20 protein-coding genes and 1 tRNA gene are annotated in these 26,488 nt (G+C 44.2%); 9 read left to right on the forward strand and 12 right to left on the reverse strand.

All coding sequences use genetic code 11. The features are described from left to right. Positions 1-225 precede the first annotated feature (225 nt). The 4 genes from ACGHAV_RS13395 to ACGHAV_RS13410 form a co-directional block, all read right to left on the reverse strand. Positions 226-2,844, reverse strand: coding sequence for a M1 family metallopeptidase (locus ACGHAV_RS13395; RefSeq protein WP_390381570.1), 2,619 nt, complete (start codon positions 2,842-2,844; stop codon positions 226-228). A 181-nt stretch (positions 2,845-3,025) separates the two neighbouring features. Beyond that, positions 3,026-4,945, reverse strand: a complete 1,920-nt coding sequence (locus ACGHAV_RS13400) for a Cache 3/Cache 2 fusion domain-containing protein (protein ID WP_390381573.1) — start codon at positions 4,943-4,945, stop codon at positions 3,026-3,028. 169 nt (positions 4,946-5,114) lie between these two features. Beyond that, positions 5,115-5,366: a hypothetical protein gene (locus ACGHAV_RS13405; RefSeq protein WP_390381575.1), complete on the reverse strand. Its 252-nt coding sequence runs from the start codon at positions 5,364-5,366 to the stop codon at positions 5,115-5,117. Positions 5,367-5,417: 51 nt separating this feature from the next. Then, positions 5,418-6,326: a LysR family transcriptional regulator gene (locus tag ACGHAV_RS13410; RefSeq protein ID WP_334014893.1), complete on the reverse strand. Its 909-nt coding sequence runs from the start codon at positions 6,324-6,326 to the stop codon at positions 5,418-5,420. A 111-nt stretch (positions 6,327-6,437) separates the two neighbouring features. Here ACGHAV_RS13410 and ACGHAV_RS13415 point away from each other — a divergent pair, with 111 nt between their 5' ends. From ACGHAV_RS13415 to ACGHAV_RS13425, 3 genes are all read left to right on the forward strand, one after another. Next, positions 6,438-7,298 (forward strand): type 1 glutamine amidotransferase domain-containing protein, encoded by an 861-nt coding sequence (locus ACGHAV_RS13415; protein ID WP_390381578.1) that lies wholly within the window; start codon positions 6,438-6,440, stop codon positions 7,296-7,298. Between the two features lie 22 nt (positions 7,299-7,320). After that, on the forward strand, positions 7,321-8,475 hold the full coding sequence (locus tag ACGHAV_RS13420) for an iron-containing alcohol dehydrogenase (protein WP_390381581.1): 1,155 nt from the start codon (positions 7,321-7,323) through the stop codon (positions 8,473-8,475). Between the two features lie 226 nt (positions 8,476-8,701). After that, a complete protein-coding gene (locus tag ACGHAV_RS13425; protein WP_390381585.1) occupies positions 8,702-10,615 on the forward strand; it encodes a putative bifunctional diguanylate cyclase/phosphodiesterase in 1,914 nt (637 codons plus the stop codon). Here the strand turns inward: ACGHAV_RS13425 and ACGHAV_RS13430 are convergent. Next, positions 10,612-11,283, reverse strand: a complete 672-nt coding sequence (locus ACGHAV_RS13430; RefSeq protein ID WP_390381588.1) for a nitroreductase — start codon at positions 11,281-11,283, stop codon at positions 10,612-10,614. The two genes, ACGHAV_RS13425 and ACGHAV_RS13430, sit on opposite strands and share 4 nt — an antisense overlap. Before the next feature lie 250 nt (positions 11,284-11,533). On the opposite strand from ACGHAV_RS13430, the gene ACGHAV_RS13435 reads away from it, so the two are divergent. Further along, positions 11,534-13,060: a DUF3369 domain-containing protein gene (locus ACGHAV_RS13435; RefSeq protein ID WP_390381591.1), complete on the forward strand. Its 1,527-nt coding sequence runs from the start codon at positions 11,534-11,536 to the stop codon at positions 13,058-13,060. Further along, the gene (locus ACGHAV_RS13440) at positions 13,060-14,436 is read left to right on the forward strand and encodes a sensor histidine kinase (RefSeq protein WP_390381594.1); all 1,377 of its coding nucleotides are present in this window, start codon (positions 13,060-13,062) and stop codon (positions 14,434-14,436) included. Before ACGHAV_RS13435 ends, ACGHAV_RS13440 begins: the two co-directional genes overlap by 1 nt. 204 nt (positions 14,437-14,640) lie before the next feature. Here the strand turns inward: ACGHAV_RS13440 and ACGHAV_RS13445 are convergent, their stop codons facing one another. The 6 genes from ACGHAV_RS13445 to apbC all read right to left on the reverse strand — a co-directional run bounded on the left by ACGHAV_RS13445 (position 14,641) and on the right by apbC (position 19,619). After that, positions 14,641-15,093, reverse strand: a complete 453-nt coding sequence (locus tag ACGHAV_RS13445) for an NfeD family protein (RefSeq protein ID WP_390381597.1) — start codon at positions 15,091-15,093, stop codon at positions 14,641-14,643. 2 nt (positions 15,094-15,095) lie between these two features. Continuing rightward, complete coding sequence (locus ACGHAV_RS13450) at positions 15,096-16,040, reverse strand: SPFH domain-containing protein (protein ID WP_390381599.1); 945 nt, start codon at positions 16,038-16,040, stop codon at positions 15,096-15,098. 145 nt (positions 16,041-16,185) lie between these two features. Next, positions 16,186-16,262 (reverse strand) — tRNA-Pro (locus ACGHAV_RS13455). A gap of 91 nt (positions 16,263-16,353) precedes the next feature. Beyond that, on the reverse strand, positions 16,354-17,799 hold the full coding sequence (locus tag ACGHAV_RS13460) for an SLC13 family permease (RefSeq protein ID WP_390381602.1): 1,446 nt from the start codon (positions 17,797-17,799) through the stop codon (positions 16,354-16,356). Positions 17,800-17,820: 21 nt separating this feature from the next. Beyond that, positions 17,821-18,414, reverse strand: coding sequence for a dCTP deaminase (gene dcd, locus ACGHAV_RS13465; RefSeq protein WP_334014864.1), 594 nt, complete (start codon positions 18,412-18,414; stop codon positions 17,821-17,823). 104 nt (positions 18,415-18,518) lie between these two features. Further along, the gene (gene apbC, locus ACGHAV_RS13470) at positions 18,519-19,619 is read right to left on the reverse strand and encodes an iron-sulfur cluster carrier protein ApbC (protein ID WP_390381605.1); all 1,101 of its coding nucleotides are present in this window, start codon (positions 19,617-19,619) and stop codon (positions 18,519-18,521) included. Between the two features lie 108 nt (positions 19,620-19,727). On the opposite strand from apbC, the gene metG reads away from it, so the two are divergent. After that, positions 19,728-21,755 (forward strand): methionine--tRNA ligase, encoded by a 2,028-nt coding sequence (metG, locus tag ACGHAV_RS13475; RefSeq protein WP_390381608.1) that lies wholly within the window; start codon positions 19,728-19,730, stop codon positions 21,753-21,755. Positions 21,756-21,923: 168 nt separating this feature from the next. Here the strand turns inward: metG and ACGHAV_RS13480 are convergent, their stop codons facing one another. Then, positions 21,924-22,715, reverse strand: coding sequence for a methyltransferase domain-containing protein (locus tag ACGHAV_RS13480; protein ID WP_390381611.1), 792 nt, complete (start codon positions 22,713-22,715; stop codon positions 21,924-21,926). Between the two features lie 86 nt (positions 22,716-22,801). On the opposite strand from ACGHAV_RS13480, the gene gloB reads away from it, so the two are divergent. From gloB to ACGHAV_RS13495, 3 genes are all read left to right on the forward strand, one after another. Then, positions 22,802-23,593, forward strand: coding sequence for a hydroxyacylglutathione hydrolase (gene gloB, locus ACGHAV_RS13485; protein ID WP_390381614.1), 792 nt, complete (start codon positions 22,802-22,804; stop codon positions 23,591-23,593). A 64-nt stretch (positions 23,594-23,657) separates the two neighbouring features. After that, complete coding sequence (locus ACGHAV_RS13490) at positions 23,658-25,331, forward strand: LysM peptidoglycan-binding domain-containing protein (RefSeq protein WP_390381617.1); 1,674 nt, start codon at positions 23,658-23,660, stop codon at positions 25,329-25,331. 47 nt (positions 25,332-25,378) lie between these two features. Next, the gene (locus ACGHAV_RS13495; protein ID WP_390381620.1) at positions 25,379-26,410 is read left to right on the forward strand and encodes an ion transporter; all 1,032 of its coding nucleotides are present in this window, start codon (positions 25,379-25,381) and stop codon (positions 26,408-26,410) included. Positions 26,411-26,488: the final 78 nt, after the last annotated feature.

A 26,488-nucleotide genomic window follows, 5' to 3' on the forward strand; every position in this document is an offset into this window, starting at 1 on the left:
TAATAATATAAACGTCACAAAGCATTAAAATCAGCAACTTACGCACTTAAAATAAGTTTACTTATTGATTAACTCCACTGAACCTTGGTACAGGGAAAGTTGATTTGTAACACGCTATAATTTCTCTTAATTCTTTACACTGCCCTAGTGCCACACATTAACTACTGCACAAAAAAAGCGCACTTGATAGCGCGCTTTTTGGGTATTTTTGAATGTCAAAGAAGGCTATTTCGCAGGTTTAGCGAAAGCACTGTACGCCGATAGAAAATCGTTAAAGTCTGCTTGAAACGCCGCTTTTAGTCGCAAGCACTGTGCCGATTCATCTTGCATAATTTCTACGCCACGAGCGATTGATTGATGCGATGGCTGCACCTTTTTATAAAATGCATTCGCCATATTAAGGTTTTCAGCCGAACACGTTGTCGATACAAACTCAGGCATTCTGGTTACATGATACTCAGGCATTTTTGCAAAAAGCGCTTCGTAGTTGTTCTCGAGCCATTCATATAGCAACGCATGGTCATCTAAATTACGAGCAACCCTCACCACCATGTACATGGTATTCGCAGGCGTAATATCTTCTGTCAGCGCTAAATCGAGCATCTTGAAGACCGACTGCCTGTCGCTAAAGTGCATCGAATAAACCAGCGTATTTTTAACGTTAGGTAACTGCGCACCTTTAAACGCTTTCACCAACATGGAAAGCCACTTTTCACTGTCTTTTTCCACACTATTCTTTGTGGCGATTGCAATAGCAGTACCCGCAATACCTGACGGTAAGCTACTGGTGTCTTTAATATACTGTTTAGCCAGGGTTTCACTTTGCTCGACAAGCGCTTTGCTGTTGGCATGCATGCCCAATAAACTGTACAGCTGGTTACGAAGGCGAATAACATCGGCAGAATCGTCTTCACTCTGCTTTAATGAAAGCGACGTCAGCAGTGGTAAGTAGTCTTTATTAAGCAGTGCTGCAAACTGCGCTTTATTGTCATCATTTACCAGATAATCGAATTCAGCAAGCACACTTACAGCAGCGCGAATAACGGCAGGATCATTATCTTTTGCGAGAGCGTTCAGTATTTTCATCACGCTGTCTACACCAACGGTGCCAGCATTTAGCAGTGCTTGATAGTTGTACAGCACGTTTTTCTTTTCACGCTTGTTTAGCACATCCAAGTTATTTAGCAACGCATCTAGCTGGCTGGGTGCCACTGCCCAACGGAAATATCCTGTCGCATTGTCGTTTGGATAAACCCAATTCGCCTCTGCTAACTGCGGAAGTACTGTGGTCTTTTGATCGACGAAAACCACTTCACGCTTTATTTCGCCGTTTTTTTCAAATGTTAGCTTTAAAGGTATTGCCCAAGTCTTATCCTCAACACTTGCGCCTTGCAAGTGAAAGCGCGACTGCGTTACTTTTCCCTCTTTTGAAATGGTAATAACCGGGTAACCTGGCTGCTCTAAGTACGCTTTCATCATGGCACTTAAGTTAAAATCAGAAACACTATCGAGGGCATTCCATAAATCATCTGCAACGGTATTACCCCATGCGTGCTTGTTCATATAGCTTCGCACGCCTTCACGGAACTTCTCTGTTCCGATAAGCGATTCAATCATTTGTAGAATAGACTCGCCCTTAGAGTAGTTAAGGCCCAATCCGTCCATCACATCAGGCTGACTTTTAACTACTTTTTTGACCGGCTTAACGGTTGGGCTTGCATCAGCACCAAATGCACCTTCTTGCACTATACGGTCAGCATAGTTCAGTTCTGGATAAAGCTGCTTCATGGTGTGGCTTGCTGCCCACGACGCAAATGCTTCGTTAAGCCACAGGTCATCCCACCACGCCATCGTGACCAAGTTACCAAACCACTGATGTGCAAGTTCATGGGCAATAACATTTAAAGGGCGTGAGCGTTCTGTAACGCTTGGATTATCATCTAGAAGCAAAAGGCTATCGCGGTAGGTTATCAAGCCCACATTCTCCATTGCGCCATGCGTGAAATTAGGCACGGCTACAAAATCCATTTTTTTATACGGGTATTTAATACCAAAAAAGTCTTCAAGAGACGCTAAAATTTCAGGCGTATGTTTGATGACGAACTTCGTTTTATCTGCATAACCCTTAGGCACATAGATACGACCAGGTACCGGCAGCCCCGTCATCTCTGCACTATCAAAGGGCCCAACGGTATAAGCAATCAAGTAGGTTGGCATAGGTTTTGTTTTTTCAAATAAAACCGTTTTAACACCGTTTTTTATCTCGGTACCTTGTACCGGCGTATTACCTACTATGGTTTGCTGCTCTGGTGCACTTATCGACATTTGATATGCAATTTTAAAAATGGGCTCATCAAAACTTGGGAATGCTTTGCGTGCATGCATATCTTCAAACTGGGTAAAAATATAATTCGTTTCTTCAAATCTCGACAAATACATGCCGTCAGAAGATGTGTTTACTTTTCCATCGAACTCGATATGAAGGGTATATTCACCGGGAGCAATATCAGACGAAGACATCGCCCAATTAATATCGTACTCACCTATTTCAACGTTAAGTGGTACAACGTGGTCTTTTTGATGTAATTCAGCGCGCGTTACATTTAGCCCAAGCTGATAAAAACCCACTTTTTTCGTTAGAGTGTTTACGGTTATATCTATGTCAGTAAAACCAGAATAGTCGGGCTGGTTTGGGTCTAGGTTAAGGTGTATTTTTTGAAACTTCGGTGTTACCGAAGAAGGCAAGCGATACTCCACATCAGCGGCAAATGCCGATGAGCACACTGCGAAAAAGCCAACTATAGCTATCGCCGCATACCTGCAAAGCGCGTTAAATTGTTTCATCGTGGTTTGTCCATTTTGTAGAGCTTGCGCCCTATTATTATCCATGGGGTAGGATAATGTTGAACAACCCCAAGGGCAACGCGATGCCCCTGTTTAACTCCACCAAATTGTTACGATTCGTTTCAAAATGACGCATTCAGCGATGAAGGCGCCTAATTACATTCTAAAAATAGTGAGCTTATTAAAAATGGTAGCGTCGAAGCTGCATTTGCATACGTTTAATTTGCGCCACCAGCTCCTCACAATTTTGCGCTACATCATGAGCGTAATCACGGTTTGCGTCACCCACTTTTTGAATGCTACCAAGCCCATTATTCACGCTGGTTGCCACATCTTTTTGTCCGTCAGCCATAGATGTCGCTTCTTTATTAAGTAGTGTTATACGGGCAACAGCGTCTAACGCTTGCTTTAATGATTCACCTGCATGCTTAGTAACCTCTACCGTTTTAAATGCAGTATCTTTGTTGTGCTGCATTTTTTCAGAGGCCACGCGACTGCCCTGCTGCAATCGCTCAATCATTATTCTTATTTCTTCGGTAGACGACTGCGTACGACTTGCCAACGAGCGTACTTCGTCTGCAACCACAGCAAAACCTCTTCCTTGCTCACCCGCTCTTGCTGCTTCGATAGCCGCATTTAATGCGAGTAAATTGGTTTGTTCAGCAATGGTTCGAATTACTTCCATTACACCGCTAATTTCTTCACTTGCTTGTGCAAGCTCTGTAATTACCTGTACCGATGCGTCAACGTCACTTGCCTGCGCTTCTATGTCACTGATAGTTTGCGCCAACACACTTACAGAGTTTCTGGTATCACTATCTGCAGCTTGTGCAGCTTCACTTGAGCTTCGTATGTTAGCCGACACCGTGTCTGCATTTTGCTGCAGAAGTGAAATCGAATGGTTGATGTTCTTCGTTTCTTTGGAAAGTAAATCAACAGACTTACTCGATTCAGAAGCCGTTAAATTAAGTGCCTCAGACTTTGCAAGCATACCCTCGGTAGCTTCATCTACATTTTGTAAGGTTTCTTGTAGCTGCCCGAGTAATTGGTTGAACGCTCTTGCCATTACACCAAACTCATCACTGCGAGAAGCCTGGAAACGGAATGTTAAGTCGCCCTCTCCTGAGGAAAGGTTATTAACGACTTCAATGAACTCATCTAACGGTTGACCCACAATATTTTTCACCAACAGCCAAATGGTGATTAATACACCCGCGCTAGCAAGTACAATTTTAAGAATAACGGTAAAGACAGCACCGCCAATTAATGCGGCTTTTTCGTCAGTGGACGCAGCTAAAATGACATCATAGCCCCACTCACTAAAAGGAATAACGGTTACAATCCAGTCATCGTTATTACTAAGTGCTCTATTAACTTCTTCATCGTTTACATGCGTCGAATGCATTCTTATGTTGCCCTTGCCATCTCGTAAAGCAACAAAGCCATCCTCTAAAACATGACTTTCCTTAATGGCGTCTTCTAGCACTTTTAAGTCGGCTGAGTAGCCTACATACCAAATACCAATAACATTGTTAGACGCATCAAACATAGGTTCGTAACCAGTAAGGTAAGGACTACCTAAAATATCTACCGCACCGTAATACGCTTTGTTTTGTTGTATTTGTTTGATGGCCTTTCCGTTAGGCGCCAGTTTAGTACCAATTGCACGTTCGCCGTTTTTGATTACGTTTGTACTAACACGGATATAATCTTCACCCGTGCGGCTAAAAAGCGTTGCAGTTCCGCCCATTACGCTAGTTAAACCGTCCACTAACTCGAAGTTATTAGCCTGTGTTTCGTTGCCTAAAAGCAGTTGCCTAGCCTGTGTATTTTTCACACTTACCATGCCTGACTGTTTGGGTGTACCCAACTGCGCTCCTCGTTGCTTTAGTAATGCCATACTGCTTTTTACACGTTCAAGCATAAGCGTATCGGTTACTTGCAATATATTGATTAGTCGGTCGCCAGTTTCTTTCTTCTGATCTTGAATTTGGCTAGAAATACTTGAGGAGGTAGTAAAAACAGTAACGATGGCTATGATGAGGGCTAAAAGGGCGATCACTGTAGATATGGCTAACAGAAACTTTCGCTGGATAGACATGTTTTCTTCTCACTGTTTGCAACAAGCGGTATTGTTAGATGTCACTCCTGTGGTGGGTTGGTCCTTTAACTTAAATTTAGGCAAAAAAAAGATAAGTGCAAATTTTAACAGCACTTTTTAGTGAGTTTATAAGATGTTATTTGCAAGCGAGTACAACACGTAAACGTTACTATTTCATAATCACTTTACCGCCCACTATTTTAAGGGCTGGCGCACCTCTAATCATGGCTGGCCTGGCGAAGATACTATTACAATTTGGGCATTGCCCCTCTTCATTCGTAAAGTCATCTACTATGCGCACTTTAAAACACTTTACTAAAGCGCCCTTTCCACCTTTTCTATATTTGTATAGCTGAGTCTTACATTTTACACAGTATATTTGAACGGTTTTTGTGGGTCCTTTTGCGTTTGGTTTTGCCATAGATATAGTTCTTATATTGTTCTTATTTGGATAACGTAAAAGATTGCTAGTTTAATCTGGGTATTCGGTGGAATAATTCAAATTAGCAAACGCCATAATGACATCTTTAGCAAATGCCACGCGTGGGTGTCGTAGCGCCCCTTTTTTCCATACCAAGTACAAATCGTTTTGTGGACCAGGCTTGCCAAGCTGAACCAACTCGCCATTAGCAATGCCTTCCTTACACAAATAATCGGGTAACACCGAGTAGCCAACACCGGCTTTAATCATGGTACTTATAGCGCGAATGTCTGGGCATACCGCAGCTACGGGTGACTCGCAGGTACTGCCGAAAACATCAGAAAAATACTGTCTTATTAATGGCTTTTGTTCATCGTAAGTCACTACTTTGTGCTGATTCAAAATATCTGCAGTAATCGTTTGTTCAGCCAATAACTTACCCTGAACTCTATTCATCACCAGAATTAAGCGTTCGCTATCAAGCTTTTGATATTCATACATGCCGTGTGAAGGCTCGGATGCTGTAATGGCCAACTCGGCTACATCTGTTTCAAGCAACTTATAGGTATTGGCCTTGTTGCCCATATGAATTACTAAGTTGACTTTATCAGCTTGAAGTAAGTTCGCCAGTGTAGGCCCAGCCACCAAACTTAAATACTCCGCGGGCCCCGCTAAATGCAATGTGCCATGGTCGGTAGAGGCTCGACTTCTAATAGATGACACCTTCTGTTCCAAAGTATCGATATGGCTTGCTACCTGAAGTGCAAGATCGTCTGCAATAGGAGTAGGCTCTACTCCCCTTGCTTTTCTAATGAACAATTCCTTTCCTACAATGGCTTCCATTGCCTGAATATGAGAAGTTACGGCGGGTTGAGACATATGAAGACGCGACGCGGCCCGCGTTATATTGCCACTTCGATACACTTCCACAAAAGTTTTTAGCTGAGTTAGGTATGACATTATCCTTTCACCCATCAGAATTTTGATGACTCATGCCAATTTATCTGACTTCTGCAGTACTCACAAACGCTCTAGGATACACACACAATTTATTGCGACAGGAGCAAATGAATGAAATCAGTTATTCCTCTTCTAACAGTAGCGCTTTCAGCAACCGTAGGCGTTGAAGTATCTGCACAGGCAAACGACCAACAAAAAGCAACGAGTAAAGGTGAAGTACTTGTATTACTTTCTAGCGAAAACGTAATGCAGCTAAGCGATGGTAAAACAGCACCAACGGGCTACTATTTAAATGAATTTGGCGTACCAGCGAAAGCGCTTATCGATGCGGGATACACGTTAGTATTAGCGTCTGCAAAAGGCAATGCCCCATCGGTTGACGTAAACTCTGTGACACCTCAATACTTTGATGGCAGCGAGCAAAAAATGATGCAGATCCAAGAGCTGGTTGCGTCACTTGACGGTATTAACGACACCTTGTCGCTAAATGAAGTTATTCAAAATGGTCTGTCTCAGTATGAAGGCGTATTTATTCCTGGTGGCCATGCTCCACTTATAGATCTGGCTAACAATAAAGAAGTGGGCGAAATTCTTACGCACTTTCATAATGAGGGAAAACCCACTGCCGCCATCTGCCATGGGCCAATTGCCTTACTTTCTGCGCAAGTTAACCCGCAAACGTATGAGATGGCATTGAAAAACGGCGGTAAAGCCACACCTAATCAGTGGATATATGATGGCTACAAAATGACAATATTCTCGACGCCAGAAGAAGCATACTTCGAGAGTACACTTAACGATGCATCGCTGCTGTACTATCCTGCAGATGCAATGTCAGGCGCTGGGGGCAACATGCAATACAAAGAAATGTGGGCGCCAAACGTGGTAGTAGACCGCGAACTTATAACGGGCCAAAACCCTTTTTCGGACGATTTACTAGCAGAAAAGCTACTTAAATTGCTAAACGAATAAGCAAAAATAACAGGTGAACCAAATGCTAAACTTTACATTCAAAAACCAAACTGAAATTTTATTTGGCAAAGGCCAACTTAGCGAAGTAGCAACTCGTCTTCCTGAAAACGCCAAAGTGCTTTTTCTTTACGGTGGTGGCTCAATTAAGAAAAATGGTGTTTACGACCAAGCAATAGCATCGCTTAAAGATGCAGACGTAATTGAGTTTCAAGGCGTAGAGCCAAACCCTGAATTCGAAACGCTGATGAAAGCCGTACATGTAGCTCGCGATAACAACGTGAACTTCATTTTAGCCGTTGGCGGCGGCAGCGTTATTGATGGCGCAAAATTCATTGCGGCTGCTGTAAACTTCGAAGGCGATCCTTGGGATATCCTCATCAAAGGCGCACCTTTCAAAAATCCATTACCTATAGGCGCAGTGCTTACGCTGCCTGCCACGGGGTCTGAAAGCAACGGTAACTCTGTTGTGAACAGGAAAGAAACATCGCAAAAACGCGCGTTTTCTTCAGAAACCGTTCAGCCAGCATTTGCTGTACTTGACCCAGAATTTACTTTCTCACTGCCGCCACGCCAGGTATCTAACGGTGTTGTAGACGCGTTTGTTCACGTTATTGAGCAATACCTTACCTATCCAGTAAACGCTCCCCTTCAAGACCGTTTTGCTGAAGGAATTCTTCAAACACTTGTTCAAGAAGGACCAAAAGCGCTTCAAACGCCTGAAGACTACGACGTTCGCGCAAACATTATGTGGTCTGCAACGATGGCGTTAAATGGCCTGATAGGCAAAGGCGTACCGCAAGACTGGGGAACGCATATGATAGGCCATGAACTTACCGCCCTACACGGCCTTGACCATGCCGTTACGCTGGCTATTGTACTTCCATCGCTCATGTTTGTGCAGCGCGAGAAAAAGCAGGAAAAAATTCTACAGCTAGGCGAGCGCGTGTTTGGTATTAACGAGGCTGACAAGGATAAAGCCGTAGATTTAACCATCAAGGCAGTTCAAGACTTCTTTGAAACCATGCAGGTTAAAACTCGATTATCTGACCACGGTGTTGAAAAATCTTCCATCGATGGTCTTATTGAAAACTTAGAGCGAAATGGCTTAACCAAGTTAGGTGAACACGGCGATATCGACCTTGCTAAAGCAAGAGAAATATTAACGCTAGCTGCTTAAGTAAAATCGCAAACAAGAAGCGTAGCCTAATTAGGTTGCGCTCTTTTTCCATTTCACCCTTCACCTTCATCACATCTAACTACAGTCATCTACAGCCGAGTAAAAGTTCGCTATACTGTATGACAAAAGTCCAATTACCCGACAGCAATAGAATAAATAACGCTCTTTCTATCTGCCATTAGGCAGCTCAGCAATGCAACGACAAGTGTAGCCAACTAGGTAAACAATGCAGCAAAAACATCGATTATCATCTGAAGACAATCAGGCTAGACTTTCACACCTTCGGCGCAAACGCGTTTTACAGATAAGTGCAGTAACTGCGCTTGGTCTGTTTACCTGCCTTTTTTTTGCCAGAGGAATTACATTACATATTTTCGCAATGGGCTTTTTGGCAATGGCTGGTTCAGCATGGCTTGCAAGTCGGCATCACGCTACAGCAAGTAGCCATATACTATTGATATCGCTTTCTACAATGCTCTTTGCCTTGTCGGCAACTGGCGCCGGCACTTTCGACCTTGCTATGCTAGGTTACCCTGGAATTATTATTTTTGCCGCACTCCTCGGCGGCAGAGGGCTTTTTTTAGGGATATTGTCGTTTGTGATACTTCAATGTATCGCACTGACATGGCTTATTTTGGAGAACCACCTTTCGGTAAATACGCCCTATATTAGCTGGTCTCACCTTGTATTCATTGTGGTAATTTTTTGTGTAATTGGTTTTGCCGTTTATGTATTGGTTCAAGATATCAGGCATTTATTGACATCATTGCAAACTGAAAACGCCAAGGTAGAAGAAAACAGGCTGCAAATTCAGCACCTAGCTCATCACGATCCACTCACCAATTTACCTAACCGCGTATTAGGCGAACGACTATTTAAAGAATTACTGACAGGAAGCACGCAAGACGGAAAGCAGCTTGCTTTATTGTTTATTGATTTAGACAACTTCAAACCTGTTAATGATGCTTTAGGGCATGCAGCTGGTGACCGCTTCTTGCAAAAGTTAGCGCAAACTATGACAGACCACATGACAGAGAACGAGCGCATTATTCGCTTTGGCGGCGATGAATTTATTGTACTTGCGTCTGGTATTCGTTCTGAAGCACAGTTAAACGCCCTTTGCGACAACATTATTTCGTGGTGCTCCACCGAGTTTGAGTTATTGCAAACTAAAATTGTGGTTTCTTGTTCCATCGGCATTGCCCGAGCACCTCAAGACGGCAATCAATTCAAACAACTTTGTCGCAAAGCAGACGTTGCGATGTATGAAGCGAAAAGAAGCGGAAGAAACGGCTACACGTATTACAACGCCTCATTTGATGTTGAGAGCGACGAAAAGTTTACCTTAATTCAAAAGCTTCGCCCTGCAGTACAGAACCATGAGTTTGAAGTATATTACCAACCCCTCATCGACCTAAAGACAGGTGCTATCTGTGCACTCGAAGCTTTATTGCGCTGGCCTCAGAAAGATGGAGGCATGATACTACCCGACAAATTCATACCATTAGCCGAGAGCAGTGGTTTAATAACGCAATTAGGTGAATGGGTACTGGAAGAAGCTTGTTTATTCTGTGCTAAATTACAGCGACGAGGCATGCCTAAAATAAGTATTGCGGTTAATTTATCGTTTGCCCAATTCAAAGACGGCTCGCTGCCCCACGCTGTGGCTAACGCACTGGAAAAATCTGGAGTAGACCCGCAATATCTTGAGCTAGAGCTAACCGAAAGCATTATCGCCGAATCTGCTCGAGGAATTTCAAAACAGCTAGAGGCAATTAGAAACTTAGGCGTACGTTTTGCCATAGACGACTTTGGTACAGGCTATTCAAACCTAAGTTACTTGCAAAAATTTAAAGCCGAGAAATTAAAAATAGATCGTGTTTTTATTGAAAAACTTCATAGCGGTAACAACAGCGATGAAGATGGTGAGCCGTTGGTATCAGCCATTATCAACATTGCTAAAAGTATTGGTATGAAAACCGTTGCTGAGGGCATTGAAGATGCTACGCAACTTCAAAAACTGGTTACGATGGAATGCGATATAGGTCAAGGTTATCATTGGAGTAAGCCTGTGCCTCGAAAAGATATTGAGGCACTTATTTCTTCGCACACACCCAGTCAAACGGAACTTACCTATTAAAAGCCATGATAGGTAACAAACTCGGCGTTATCAGCCCGTGTTGAGCGCACGTCGTTTGCTGGGAAATCTGAGTCCGGGTACCCCAACGCAATACAAATCATGATGGCTTCATTATCAGGTATGTTGGCGCATTTGTGCACCACTTCAGACTGCATTATACCCTGCCCGTTTATTACACAGCCAAGCCCAAGATCCCAGGCTGCCAGCACAATACCATAGGCAAGCGCCCCCAAACCAAACTGCGTAATTCCAGCAGGTTCTAACGATTTATCATAGGTTAATACAAGCGAAACAGGCGCGTCGAACTGACGAAAACCTCGCATCATCCAATCCATTCGCTTTTCTTTATCTTCCCGCGTAATTCCCATTACTTCAAACAGTTGAACCGCCACATCGATTTGGCGCTGGCGATGAATACCTTCATAGTCCTCTTTGTATGGAAAGTCGCGAACGTGTGGCTTACCTGCCAAGGTGTTCTCGGTGTTTCCCTTGCGAATATTGTCTAGCACATCACCAGTAACGACGTGAACTTTCCACGTTTGCGTATTGTAAGAAGATGGTGCCCATTTAGCGGCGTTAATGATGGCGTCTATGGTTTCTTTGGTAACTGGTTGCTTTGTAAACCCGCGCACGCTTTTGCGTGACGCAGCAAATTCTGCAAAGTTCATAGTTTGATTGCTCGTTAACGTAAATCGAAATGTTAACGTAGAGTAAACAGCAGTGTGTTGCGTTGCAATGTGTGGAGCTTCCAAAACGGATTGATTTTTCTGATATATATCTATTTCAAGATCTGTATACGCTGAGCAGTATTTCCAACTCGCCTCATTAGCATTTCGTATAAATTCACGACTCCTTTATTTGCGGGATCGTTATTTGTGAATTACGTTTATTACACACAGATCAAAAACAACAAGTTGTATGGCCATATTTAAAAAATCTTCAAGCAAGTCTAACACCGTAAAGCTAAAACCATGGAAGGTGGCCATTATTGATGACGAAACCGATGTACACGAGGTTACCAAACTTACCTTACGTAAATTCACCTTCGAAAATCGCGGCCTCGAATTCTTATCTGCACATAGTGCAAAAGAAGGCATTGCGCTTTTCGAAGAACACAGAGACATAGCCCTTGCATTTGTTGACGTGGTCATGGAAACCGACGATGCGGGCCTGCGTTTAATTGACGAAGTAAGAAATACGCAAAAGAATTACAGTACGCGATTGATATTAAGAACGGGACAGCCCGGGCAGGCACCTGAAGAGGATGTCATAAAACAATATGATATCAACGACTACAAAGCCAAAACCGAGTTATCTTCCCTAAAGCTCAAGTCATGTGTGTATTCTTCTATTCGTTCGTATCGCGATATCAAAACCATAGAGGCTGGTAAACGCGGTATGGAAGAGGTATTAAAATCGTCTTCTTCTGTGTTAGAAAGTCAGTCTCTTGCGCAGTTTGGCTCTGCAGTTTTAAAGCAAACGCTAACATTGCTAAACCTGAACAATTCTGTGCTTTATCTTTCAACGCAGCACACTGACCTTTATGGCCACACGAAAATGACCGTTTTAGGTGCTAGCGGGGACTTAGTTGGTCTGTTTCAGCCAGGTATTTCGCAAGAGATACCACCCGACATAGAGGCTGACGTAAAGAAAGTGCTTGAGACAAAAATGCACTATCAGTCGGACGAGTTGTTCATTGGTTATTACCCCTCTGGCAAGGATGGTCATAACATCTTATATATTAAATTGAACGAACCCCTAGATGTAGTTAAACGCAAAACACTGGAAATGTTTGCATCGAACGTTTCGGTTATTTTTCAGAACTTAACACAGAAAGAAGATATCCAAGAAACGCAGAAAGAGTTAATTATGGTGTTAAGCGACGCCATAGAAATGCGCAGTAAAGAAACCGGCGGTCACGTAAAACGCGTTATCCTTATGACTGAGTTTTTAGCAGAAAAACTGCATATGACAGAGGAATTTATTGAGACGATTCGCTACGCGGCAGCGCTGCATGATGTTGGAAAAATAAGTATCCCCGAAACGATTTTACATAAGCCTGGCAAGTTAGATCCTGAAGAATGGGAAATAATGAAAACCCACGCGCAAAAAGGCTACGAACTGCTGGCTGACTCAAATCGCATTGTGGCGAAAATGGGCGCTGTTATAGCTAAAACGCACCATGAACGCTGGGATGGTAAGGGTTATCCAGAAGGATTAAAAGGTGATGATATCCCTGTAGAGGGCAGAATTATGGCCATTGTTGATGTGGTTGATGCCTTACTTTCCAAACGGTGTTACAAACCCGCATGGAGTGAAGAAGAGGTAAAAGCGTATTTGCAGGAAAATGCCGGTACACAATTCGACCCCATCATTGCTCATGTAATGTTAGAACACTTCGATAAAATTCAAGACATTCGCGCCCAAGCACCGGACGAAGATTAATGAAAGAAGCACTTGAACTTATATTACTTAGCGTTGGACAAAGCCCTGACATCGATAACGGTGAATTATCGGTGGCTACCGAGCTTATTATTAACTCGGTGTGTAAAGGTTTAAACATTACACGTGCTGGTATTTGGTTGTACGACGACACCCAGTCTTCGATTCGCTGCAAGCTTTTAATCGACAAAGGCAACAACCTTGATGATGAAAGCCTAGTGCTAAGCAGAACAGACTTTCCACAATACTTTGCGGCACTAGACGCTGAGAGAAGTATTGCGGCACATGATGCCCTTACTCACCCTGCCACTATTGAGTTTGCAGAGGTTTACTTATCGCCATTAAATATCAGCTCTATGCTTGATGTTCCAATAAGGCATAGAGGCAAAATGATTGGCATTATTTGCTGTGAACACCAAGGCGAGGGCCGAACATGGCACGATGATGAAATCGTTTTTGCGGCAACGCTGGCCGACCTTTACGGGCGTGCAGTCAGTGCAAAAGAAAGGTCTGACTATGAGGCACAGTTAGTTGAAGCTAATCATACGCTAGAGCAAAAAGTGCTTGAGCGTACCGCCGAACTTGAAGCAACACTTAAAACGTTGGAAGGCGCACAGGAAAAGCTAGTTGAGTCAGAGAAAATGGCGGCGCTTGGTAACTTGGTGGCAGGTATAGCACACGAGGTCAATACACCTCTGGGAATCGCATTAACATCGGTCAGCAGCTGTAAAGAAGAGTTACAGACCATTTATCAAGACTTTGAGAACGAAGAGCTATCGGAAGATGGATTCAAAGAATTCAATGAAGTGTGTACTGAAGGACTTAATCTGGCTGAATCGAATTTGTTGCGTGCCGCAAAGTTAGTACAAGACTTTAAACGCACGTCGGCCGACCAAACATCGCTTGAGATAGAAGAGTTTGTGTTAGATGAATATATCCACAGTGTATGTAACCCGTTAAAACCCATGCTGAAAAAAGAGCAGATTGCGCTAGATATCGACGTTGCGCCGGATATCACCATAACCGCTTGCCCAGGTATTGTGGCGCAACTGTTAACAAACCTAATATCTAATGCGCAGCGCCATGCTTTCTCGGATACGAACAACGAAGTAAACAAAGTTAGCGTAAAGTGTGTAAAGCAAAACGATATGATTGAACTTAACGTTACTGACAACGGAAAAGGTATTCCTGATAGTTTACACAAGAAGGTCTTTGAGCCATTTTACACCACCGCAAGAGATAAAGGCGGCACGGGGCTAGGTATGAACATACTTTATAATTTGGTAACGCAAAAATTGAACGGCACCATTGACCTAGCATCAGCGCCTGGTGAAGGAACGTCAGTGACTATCACATTGCCTATGGTGAGTGGTAAGTAACAAGCGGTTAATAGCAACCTGTATCTCCCCAACATTAATAAACGCAAAGTTATTGGAACGGGAACCTTATGATGTTATTAGGGCGGCCATGAAAGCCTACGCCCCGCATTCCGGAAGCACATGTATAGGCGTAAAAAAAGCACCGTAATGGTGCTTTTTATTTTATCTTTATTTCCTTTAACGCTTTTGCTTTGAACATTGGGGCTATTGCACTGGCTTTACGTGTAAAACCCCTACTTCTACACGCACCACTTCAACCGTGGCCCCTTGTGCGATATTAGCGTTTGATTTCACCTTCCACGCTACACCTGAAAAACGCGCTGTTCCTGGCTGCTCTGGGCTGATATCCGACTCAACATCAAACGTAGTACCAATCCAGTCAGACTTCACTTCTTTTGGCGCACGGTCTTGCTGAAGCATTTTAAGCGGACGCCATACGATAAGGGTTAGCACAGCGTCTAGTACCGCAATAACCACAAATGCTGACAACAGAGACTCGTCAATAATACCAAGGTACATCAAGCCCGATGCAATCATCATCGAAACGCCAAGGGTTAATAACAAAATGGTAGTAAAGCCCATTACTACTTCAAGAATAAGAAACAGTAAGCCTAAGCCAAGTAGAAAATGTGGAAGATTAGTTAGCATATTGTCCATAGCTACGCCTTCTTACCAATGGTATTGGCAATAGTCATTGCCTGCGCCACTACACTACCAATTTCAGTGCTGCCATCTGGTAATAACACCACAGACGATTCTTTCGCTATTTTCTCTTTTGCCAAAATAGCGCCTTTCGCTAAATCTAACTGCACCGCTTTTTGGCCTTCTTCTGTGGCAGCTGCCCTACCAACGGTTTCAATAGCTTCTGCATCGGCTTTAGCTACACGAATAATGGCTTGCGCTTCACCGTCAGCTTTTAATATTTGCTGTTCTCTGTCTGCTTCAGCGGCAAGTACGATGGCTTGCTTATCACCTTCAGCACGGTTAATAGCAGCTTGCCTGTCGCCTTCCGATTCAAGAATTTGGGCACGCTTTAAACGCTCAGCTTTCATTTGCTGTTCCATCGCATCTAGCACTGAGTTTGGCGGGTTTATGTCTTTCAGTTCATAACGCAAAACCTGCACACCCCATGGCGCAGCAGCCTCATTAAGTGCCGACACAATATTCGTGTTTAATAAGTCACGCTCTTCAAAGGTTTTATCTAGTTCCATTTTACCTAGTTCAGAACGCATAGTGGTTTGTGCTAACTGAGTTACGGCAAACACGTAGTCTTCTACACCGTAGGTAGCTTTGTAAGGGTCTACTACCTTGAAATACAGCACACCATCAACAGAAAGCGTAATGTTGTCTTTAGTAATAGCGGATTGCTCAGGCACATCACCCGCTTGTTCTTTCAAAGAGCGGTCGGCAGACACCGTATCGATAAACGGCACAATGAAGTTTAAGCCAGCTTCAAGAGTAGTGTTGTACTTACCGAAGCGCTCGATAATATACGCACGGTTCTGAGGTACAAATTTGATGGAAGATTTTAGGCCGATAACAATCAGCACAAGAAGAATGATTTGGTACGAAAACACGTAGTCTAGTAACGTTTCTAATTCCATTTACAAGCTCCAGTGAGGAAGTAAAACAACAATGTTCTTGGGACGTTATATCACAAAATTAAGTTACAGCTAGAGGTTTAATTGTGAGGAAACGTTACGAACTCAGAGGTAATTGTTTGAGTGTAGGAGTATCAAGCAGAGAAGTTGGTCGGTGTGAGAGGATTTGAACCTCCGACCCCTGACACCCCATGACAGTGCGCTACCAGGCTGCGCTACACACCGACCGAAAGAGCGAGTTATAGTACTCATATTTATTCACATTGCAACGACATTTAACAAATAGCGCCGTTAAGCGCCTAATTGCTAACCAGTTTCACGCAAGCGTTAGATAACACACACCCGTAACCACCATTGCTACCAGTACGTTCAGCACTATGCCCTCGCGCGCCATAGTTTTAATATCAAACTTGTCTGTAGAATACGCAATGGCATTTGGTGCGGTTGCAACGGGCAGCATAAACGCGCAACTAGCGCTAATTGCCGCTGGAATCATAAGTAATTTGGGGTCTACACCAACGGCTAAACCTGCAGCAGCCAAGATTGGCATCAGCAGAGTAGAGGTAGCGGTATTAGACGTAATTTCGGTTAAAAACGTCACGAACAAACAAATACCAAGCACCAAAAGTAACACCGGCAATGTCGACAAACCCGTTAACCATGTGCCCATTAACACGCTTAAGCCCGAGGCGCTAAACGCCTTGGCAATACAAATACCACCTGCAAACAATAACAACATGCCCCACGGAATATCGTTGGCTGTTTTCCAGTCTAGCAGTTTATCCCTATAGCCTTTGGCGTCTGTTTGGCCGTTATCGTTACCGCTGTTCGTTAAAAACATAGCGGCAACGCCAGCTACTGCAATAGTGCTATCACTTATGGTGCTTACACCAATCCATGCGGTCCAAAATGGGCGAAATACCCACGCCATGGCAACAGTGCCGAATATCATCAACACACGTTTTTCAGCGGTAGTCCATGTGCCTGGCTCAGGTAGGTTAATTGTGCCCACCTGTTTAAGCCCTCGCGCCAACCACAGCGCCATAATGGGCACGCCCAGAATTACAATAGGCACACCGGTTTTCATCCACTCTATAAAACTGTATTCACTGCCTAAGGTTTCTTCATACACACTCATGAAAATAATATTCGGTGGTGTGCCAATAGGCGTGCCAACACCACCTAAACTGGCTGAATAGGCAATGCCCAAAATAAGCGCTATGCCGAAACGAGGGTTGTCTACTGCGTTAATAATGGCAATGGCCATAGGTAGCATCATTAATATGGTGGCGGTGTTGCTAATCCACATACTTAGTACTGCAGTGGTAAGCATAAAACCAAGGATTAACTTTAGGGCGCTACCACTGCCGGTAATACGCAGCATATAGATAGCAAAACGTTTGTGTAAATTGGCGCGCTCTAGTCCCTTTGAGAGCATAAAAGCAGCCATTAATAAAATGATTACGTGGCTACCAAGAGAAGACGCAGCTTGGCTGTGCGACAGCACGCCAAACAGCGGGAATAGCGCAAAAGGCAGCATTGATGTAGCAGGAATGGGCAGAGCCTCTGTTACCCATAAAACAGCAACGAATAGTGTAATGGCCGCTGTAAGAAAAATATCGCTAGGCTGACCTGCAAACCACAACCCTGCCCCACTAAGCACACTTACTATAAGCGCCAGCAATATAATGAGGTTTTTGCTGGTCGCTTTGTTACCTGCCGTATTGTGAGGGGCTGAAGCAGTTGGCGGAGTTTTTGGCATTAGCTGTCAGTTACCTATTTTTTATTTGCTTTCGTCGTCTGACGAAATACGACTTGCTACTGCGCCAGCTTGCCCTTTATATTTAGCGTCTAAGCGCGCGTTATAGGGCTTTTCGGCAGGTGCAGACAGCACTTCAAAGCTTAACGCACCAATTTTCATTTTCGGGCGAAGCGCTAAAGGTAGTTTTCCGCTATTGTAGAATTCAAGCACGATATTGCCTGACCAACCTGGATCAATTCGGTGCGCCGTTACGTGCACCATTAACCCCAAACGCGCTAAAGACGAGCGACCGTCTAACCAACCAACAATGTTATCTGGCAATGTTACCGACTCATGAGTAATTGCTAATGCAAGTTCGCCTGGGTGTAAAAAGAACGCTTTGCCTTCTTCAAGTTCAATTTCATCGCTCATTACTTGATCAAGCGCTTCTTGAACCTGGGCTTTTGGGCCGCTTAAGTCAATAAATGGCGCTTGATGGTCTTCAAATACGCGAAATTTATTACCAAGGCGAATATCTACTGTCACGCCGCTGATTTGATCGTAGCTTGGCGATGGGTCAATTTTAATTTTCCCGTCTTGTAGATATTGGTAAATGTCGCGGTCGCACAAACGCATGGTGTATTCCTCTTTAAATTAGGCGGCTATTATGCGTATGTCGCCTGCGCCAATCAACTGTACGGCTTAAGGATTTAATGGGTTTTTATTAAATAATTGCCAATTTATTTTCCAACAATACCAATAGGGTCGCCTTTAATATGTTTCACGCCAGACTCTCTAGGCGGCACTGTTAGCGCTAGTTGCATTGATAACGCACGTGCTGCTTCTCTATAACTTTCACTTAAAGGGCTATCAGGCGTGGCTACAAGTAATGGGGTTCCGGCATCGCCATGCTCACGAATATGAATATCTAAAGGCAACTGCCCTAAAAGCGGTAAACCGTGGCGCTCGGCTAATGCTTCGCCGCCATCTTTTGAGAACACATAGTCTTTGGTGCCGCAGGCTCGGCATTGGTAGTAACTCATGTTTTCAACTAGTCCCAATACAGGCACGTTCACTTTTTCAAACATGCTAATACCTTTTTGGGCATCGGCAAGCGCTAAGTCTTGCGGCGTGGTAACCACAATTGACGCCGTTAACGGCACCTGCTGCGCCATGGTAAGCTGAATATCGCCAGTCCCAGGCGGCATATCTACAATCAAGTAGTCCAGCACCGGCCACAGCGTTTCATCTAATAACTGCTTTAACGCTCTGCTGGCCATTGGCCCGCGCCATACCGCCGCATCTTCCTGCGACACCAAGTAGCCAATGGAGTTTGCGACCATGCCGTGTGCTTCAAGTGGCTGCATATGCTTGTTGTCTTCACTCGATGGATGAGCATCGGTGTTACCCAGCATAATGGGGATAGACGGGCCATAAATATCGGCATCTAAAATACCTACTTTGGCGCCCTCTTGCATAAGCGCAAAGGCTAGGTTTACCGTGGTTGTAGACTTACCTACCCCACCTTTGCCCGACGCTACCGCAATAATGTTTTTCACGTTAGTAACTGGCGCTACCTCTGTTTCACCACTATCCACGCTTGTTTTGAATATAAGTTGCGTTTCATCAAACCCTTTTAGCTGTTTTATCACTTCATGTTTTAGCGTTTCTAACTGTGTGGCAATACAAAATGGCAGCGTTACCGTAACCCCTGCGCTCTCATTCTCAGGCTCACTGAACGTACACCAAGGTAAGGTATCTTCGGCGTCTAATGAAAAGTACTTGGCCAAAATAGCAGCAACTTTTTGTGTTAAAGGCGAGGCTTTGCGAGAAAAGAACATAAAATGCCTTACTAGGTTTAGATTTGTGTGAATTACGTAATGCAAAAAACGCGGTTTTCCGCTAGTATTTGCAGCCATTTTGAAACGCAAAGAATCAATAACGTCATTATGTCAGAAAAACGCCGAATTCTGGTAACCAGTGCGTTGCCATACGCAAATGGCTCTATTCATTTAGGCCACTTGCTAGAACACATTCAAACCGACATCTGGACTCGTTTTCAGCGCCTTCGCGGAAACGAATGTTACAGTGTTTGTGCCGACGATGCACACGGTACGCCGGTAATGCTTAAAGCCCAAGAGCTTGGTATTTCTCCAGAAGAAATGGTGGCAAGGACGCGTGCTGAACATCACCAAGACCTTGTTGATTTCCACGTTGATTACGACAACTACTATGTTACCCATTCTCCAGAAAACAAGGCGTTGTGTGAAGAAATTTACACGCGTTTAGACAATGCAGGTTACATAAGCAAGCGCACTATTAACCAGTTATTCGACCCTGAAAAAGAAATGTTCCTGCCGGATCGTTTTGTAAAGGGTACGTGCCCAAGCTGTGGCGCAGAAGATCAAAACGGCGACAGCTGTGACGTATGTGGCGCAACATACAGCCCAACAGAGGTTAAGAACCCTCGCAGTGTTGTTTCTGGTGCTACACCTGTATTACGTGAATCTGAGCACTTCTTCTTCGACTTGCCAAAATTTGAAGGCATGCTGAAAGAATGGATCCGCTCTGGTGCCCTTCAAGAAGAAATGGCTAATAAGCTACAAGAGTGGTTTACCGAAGGTCTTCAACAGTGGGATATCAGCCGTGATGCGCCGTATTTTGGTTTTGAAATTCCAGGTGCGCCAAACAAGTTCTTCTACGTGTGGGTAGATGCACCGGTTGGCTACATGGCAAGTTTCAAAAACTTCTGCGACCAAAACAACCTTGAGTTTGACGACTTCTGGAAAGCCGACTCAGACGCAGAGCTATACCACTTCATTGGTAAAGACATTACCTACTTCCACTGTCTATTTTGGCCTGCCATGCTAGAAGGTGCGGGTTACCGCAAGCCTACTGGCGTGAACATTCACGGCTTTGTGACGGTAAATGGCGCAAAAATGTCGAAGTCGCGCGGCACGTTTATTAAAGGCCGTACTTACCTAGACCACCTGAACCCAGAATATCTGCGTTATTACTTTGCGTCTAAGCTTGGCGATGGCGTAACTGACATCGACCTAAACTTTACTGACTTCGCGCAAAAAGTGAATTCAGACCTAGTAGGTAAAGTGGTAAATATTGCTAGCCGCTGTGCAAGCTTCATCACTAAGCGTTTCGATGGCAAATTGTCTGACAACGTGATTGAGCCAGAGCTTATTGCTGAGTTCCAAAGCGCATCTGAAAGCATTGCTGCACTGTTTGAAAAGCGTAAATACCACCAAGCCGTGCGTGAAATTATGGCTTTGGCTGATAAAGCAAACCAGTTTATCGACAACAACGCACCTTGGGTAACCATTAAAGACGAGACTAAGCAGCAGTTTACACACGACGTATGCTCGCTGGGTATCAACATGTTCCGTTTGTTGGTTATTTACTTAAAGCCTGTGCTACCAGTGCTTGCAGAAAAAGCAGAAGAATTCTTAAACGACAAGTTCGACTGGAATTCACTGCAAACCCTATTAACAGGCCACGCTATCAACAAGTTTAAACCTATGATGCAACGTGTAGAAATGGAGAAAATTGACGCCATGGTTGAAGATTCAAAAGAAAGCCTAGCGCCAGCAGCTCCGGCTATCGACCCTGACAGCCCACTAGCTAAAGATCCGATTAGCGACACTATCTCGTTTGATGAGTTCGCTAAGGTAGACTTGCGTATTGCACGCATCGCCAAAGCGGAACACGTTGAGAAAGCTGACAAACTGCTTCGTTTAGAACTGGATTTAGGTGGCGAAACCAAACAGGTATTTGCAGGCATTAAATCGGCCTACGCTCCAGAAGCACTTATTGGTAAGCACACGGTAATGGTGGCTAACCTTGCCCCGCGTAAAATGCGCTTTGGCATGAGTGAAGGCATGGTATTAGCTGCGGGACCTGGTGGCGATGAGCTGTATATCCTTGAGCCACACGAAGGTGCAAAACCAGGTATGCGCGTTAAATAACGCGTGAACCAGGTATAAACCTGGGCTCAAACCTACCCTAAACTAGAAAGCCATCAACAGGCGCTATTCAGCCCTTTCATGGCTTTTTTGTTTAAGCGCCAAAAACAAAGTTCGTTACTTCATTAGCGCTTTATTACTTCAATAAAATCTTACTTTCCCGCCAGCACTTTATTTGCTTGCTAGCCTGCTGGCTGACGACGCTCTAGCACTTGCACCTACAGCAGAAAACTGAGGTTTTAACTTCTTTTTCGGCTTAATGGCGGTCATAGGAATAACGCGCTTTTTAGCTAGAATGACGTAAACCGCACTACACCATGGCAAATAGGAAGATAAGTAATGTTGAAGCTTTGCTGCACCTTTCCACTTTTGCTGAAAAAACAACGTTGAAAACAGAACTTGTCGTTGCTCAACAATTTCAAAACCCAAAAGCTGCAGCCAGTCTTTAATTCTGTAGCTGGTAAAAAAGCGAGCATCGTGCAGCACGTTGTCTCGTTTTACCGGCAAATATTTAGCAATACCGGCTAAGCTAAGCGGGTTAAAACCACTGATAATAACGTACCCGTTCTGTGTTATTACACGGTCAACTTCGCGCAGTATTTCATGTGGATCTTGAGCAAAATCAAGCTCGTTTGCCAGTACAAAGCCGTCGATGCTGTTTTCAGAAAACGGTAGGCAATGAGAATGACCCACTACATAACTTTCACTGTCTTTTTTATTAAGAGGTTGCTGGTGTGATTGAGTAAGTAACTGCGGTGTGTAGTTTATGTGATGCCTTATTGGGCTATTATTTAGTGAAATGCAGGAACTAAGCGCACCAATTTTGGCAAAGTGATAACCAAAAATGCGTTCAGCAAAATCGTTACACACCTCCGATATAGCGTGTTGTATATGCTCACCTGCTGGAAAGTCGCCCCAGCTTTCAGGGTAACGTAGAGGCTTTGCTTTAAACGCCGATTTCATTATCACTGAAGCACGCTCTTTGGTTGCTCTGTTAGTAACAAGCTCCTATAGTAACGCATAATTTCACCTACACAAGCAGGCAAAACATGGCAGCGAATACCTTACCTTCTGGTGTGTCTATCTACCCTATTCCGGCGTTTACCGACAATTACATTTGGTGTGTACATAACGAAAAGCATGCCGTAGTTGTTGACCCTGGCGACGCCGAGCCAGTGCTTGCTTATTTAAAGAAAAACAACTTAAGCCTTTCAGCGGTGCTTATCACTCATCACCACAGAGATCACACTGGCGGTATTGCGAAGCTAGCATCAGCACTTCCCGATTTACCCATAATTGGTCCACGCGGCGGGCATATTCGCGGCATTACCAAGTCGGTATCGCAAGGCGATGCGGTAGCGCTGCCGCTGCTATCAATGTCGCTACACGTAATGGAAGTACCAGGTCACACGCTTGATCACATCGCTTTTTTAGGCCATGGCTTAGTGTTTTGTGGTGATACTCTATTTTCTGCTGGTTGTGGGCGACTATTTGAAGGCTCACCTGAGCAAATGCATCATTCGCTAAACAAGCTGAAGCGACTGCCCGAAGACACGCAAATTTATTGCACCCATGAATATACAAGGGCCAACGTAAACTTTGCACTCGCGGTAGAGCCAAACAATGCCGCTTTACAGCAATATAGTGACTGGGTTGATACCAAGCGCGCGGCTGACGAACCAACGCTGCCCACCACGCTAGGCCAACAAAAAGCAATTAACCCCTTTTTACGTTCACATGAACTTTCTGTTAAAACCTCTGCCGAAGCATTCAGTGAACAATCATTAAATGATGACATAGCAGTATTTGCTGCTGTTCGTCGCTGGAAAGATGAGTTTTGATGCAAAAGCAGGCTACTTCACGTAAAATGACGGGTTTGCAGTGCTTTACGAGGTTTCTTCATAAATGCAGTTGAAGTTTTTTCCGCTATCGCCTTTGCTGTTGGCGATAGGCCTTTCAGGTTGTCAATTAACTGATACCAACAACACCGATGCACGATTAACAGGCACAGTAGATAATGAGCCACCAGCGTTACAAGCTTGCTCTGAACTTCATGAAAGCGAAGAGGCTATCGCCGATTGTAAGCTAGCACGCGATGGGGTAATTGAAGTTGTTCACCCTAATGACGACCTGCTAGAAGAAACTGCACAAGGTGTAGATGCGCCAGAAGCACAACCAGAAATCGTGATAACCGATGTATGGGAACGTGCAAGCGCAAAATTCCAGCTAGACATTCCAGACGTTGATCGCGTAAACACACAGCGTAGATGGTATTTAAAACACCCTGAATACATGTCTCGCGTTGTAAAACGCGCGAAACCTTTCCTCTTTTATATCGCTGAAGAAATTGAAAAACGCGATATGCCGATGGAATTAGTGCTGTTACCTATTGTAGAAAGCGCCTTCGATCCGTTTGCATATTCGCATGGTCGCGCCGCAGGTATGTGGCAGTTTATTCCGGGCACGGGTAAACGCTTTGGTATGGATCAGACATGGTGGTATGACGGACGCCGTGACGTTATTGCCTCAACACAAGGTGCGTTAGATTACCTGACTTACCTTAATAAAATGTTCGACGGTAACTGGCTTCACGCATTAGCAGCGTATAACAGCGGCGAAGGACGAGTGATGCGCGCTATAAAGGCTAACAAGCGCGCTGGTAAACCAACCGACTTCTTCAGTTTAAATTTACCAAAAGAAACACGTGCTTATGTGCCTAAACTTTTGGCACTGGCTGACATTCTAAAGCATAAAGATGAGTACGCATTCAAGTGGCCTGAAGTGGAAAACGTGCCGGTTATTGATGTGGTAGACACTGGCTCTCAGGTAGATCTTGCGTTTGCTGCCGACCTTGCAGGCATAAGTTTAAAAGAACTGCACGGCCTAAACCCTGGTTTTAATCGCTGGGCAACATCGCCCGACGGTCCACACCGACTCGTACTTCCAATTGATAAAGCGGATTCGTTCGCTAGTGCGCTGGCAAATATCGACAAAAAAGAGCGCTTAAATTGGGTGCGTCATACCGTTAAGTCTGGTGACAGCCTTAGTAAAATTGCACAGCAATATCACACCACCGTTAAAGTGATTAAGCAGGTAAATGAATTAGATGGCTCGATGATACGCGTTGGCCAGGCCATTATGGTGCCAGTGGCATTGCAAGAATTGAACAGCTACTCTTTATCACAAGAGCAGCGCCTTGCAAGCCTACAAAGCAATCGCTCGTCGAAACAGAAAATACGCCACACTGTGCAGTCAGGTGATACGCTTTGGGATATTGCGCGTAAATATAAGGTAAATACTAAGCAGTTGGCAAAATGGAACGGCATGGCACCGGGCGATACCTTACGCCTAGGTAAAACCTTGGTAATATGGCAAGAAGGTAAATCTGATGCCGGCGTGACCAAGCGTTTAACCTATACCGTTAGAAACGGCGATTCATTGTCTAGAATTGCCAGCAAGTTTAACGTGAAGGTAAGCGACATCAGCAAATGGAATGCGTTAAACACAAAACGCTACCTACAGCCGGGTCAAAAACTTAAGCTTTATGTTGACGTAACGCGACTTAGCGAGTCGGGTTAAACGCATCAAGACTGGCGTACAAGTTATCGACTAATTGGGATACGGATATGCTAAGAGTGAATCGAGAGAACTTGCGCAACAGCCACGAAACACCGTGGCTTGTGCTAGATTTGGTTATGCTGGGTGTGTTGTTTATAAACCTTGCATGGCTAATTTTCGATTCGCTGTACGCAACTGATTTTATCTATGGGCAGCTGGATGCCCACTTCCCTGCTCTTATCGACACCTATGACCCTGTTCACAATAACTTTCTTCTGGTCGACCTCGTCTTTATTGGTATTTTCTTCACTGAATTTTGCTTTCGCTGGATTGTAGCGGTAGTAAGAAAAGAGCATCTTAGATGGTACTTTTTTCCCTTCCTTCATTGGTACGACATTGTTGGGCTAATACCAACAGGTCCAACAAGGCTATTTCGCTTTTTACGTATACTGTCTATTTTGCACCGTTTGCACAAATACAAGATTATCAATTTGAATGAAACCGCCATATTTCGATTCTTTGCTTTTTACGCCGACGTTTTTGTTGAAGAACTAAGCGATAGAATTGTAGTAAAAGTATTAAGCGATGCGCAGAAAGACATTTCGGCAGGCTCGCCGTTACTAGACGATATTAATGAGCAGGTATTAGCACCCAGACGCCCAGTAATTACACAGTGGCTTGCGGGCGTGATTAATCACTTAGGTCAGTCATTAAATAGTGACGAGCACGGAGAGGTTATTCGCGAGCACGTTCGTAAAAGTGTGGGCAAGGCAGTGCGTGAAAACGCGCAAGTGTCTACATTGAATTACCTGCCTGTTATCGGAAAGACGATTGAAAACACCCTTGAAGCATCGGTAACCGACATTGTTACCAAATCGCTGGTGAACTTGCTTAACGATTTAGACTCAGATCGTATCGATCACTTTATTTCGGTTGGGCTTCACGATTACACTCCTTCGGCTGACGCACTAGATAAAGAAGTATTAAACGTGGTGAACGAGTGTATTGAGCTGGTAAAAGCCCACGTTTCACAGCAGCGCTGGAAATCGGAGCTATTGAAAAAAGAGTCTGCGATACCAACAGACCGACCTGAAGGTTAGGCCTTCAACCTTTGCTAACATCTTTAGCACTGTACAATCAAAAAAAAGCCCACAAACGTGGGCTTTCTAATTTATGTA

Origin of the sequence: Alteromonas sp. MTD1 (genome assembly GCF_042848195.1) — a bacterium.
Taxonomy (GTDB): domain Bacteria; phylum Pseudomonadota; class Gammaproteobacteria; order Enterobacterales; family Alteromonadaceae; genus Alteromonas.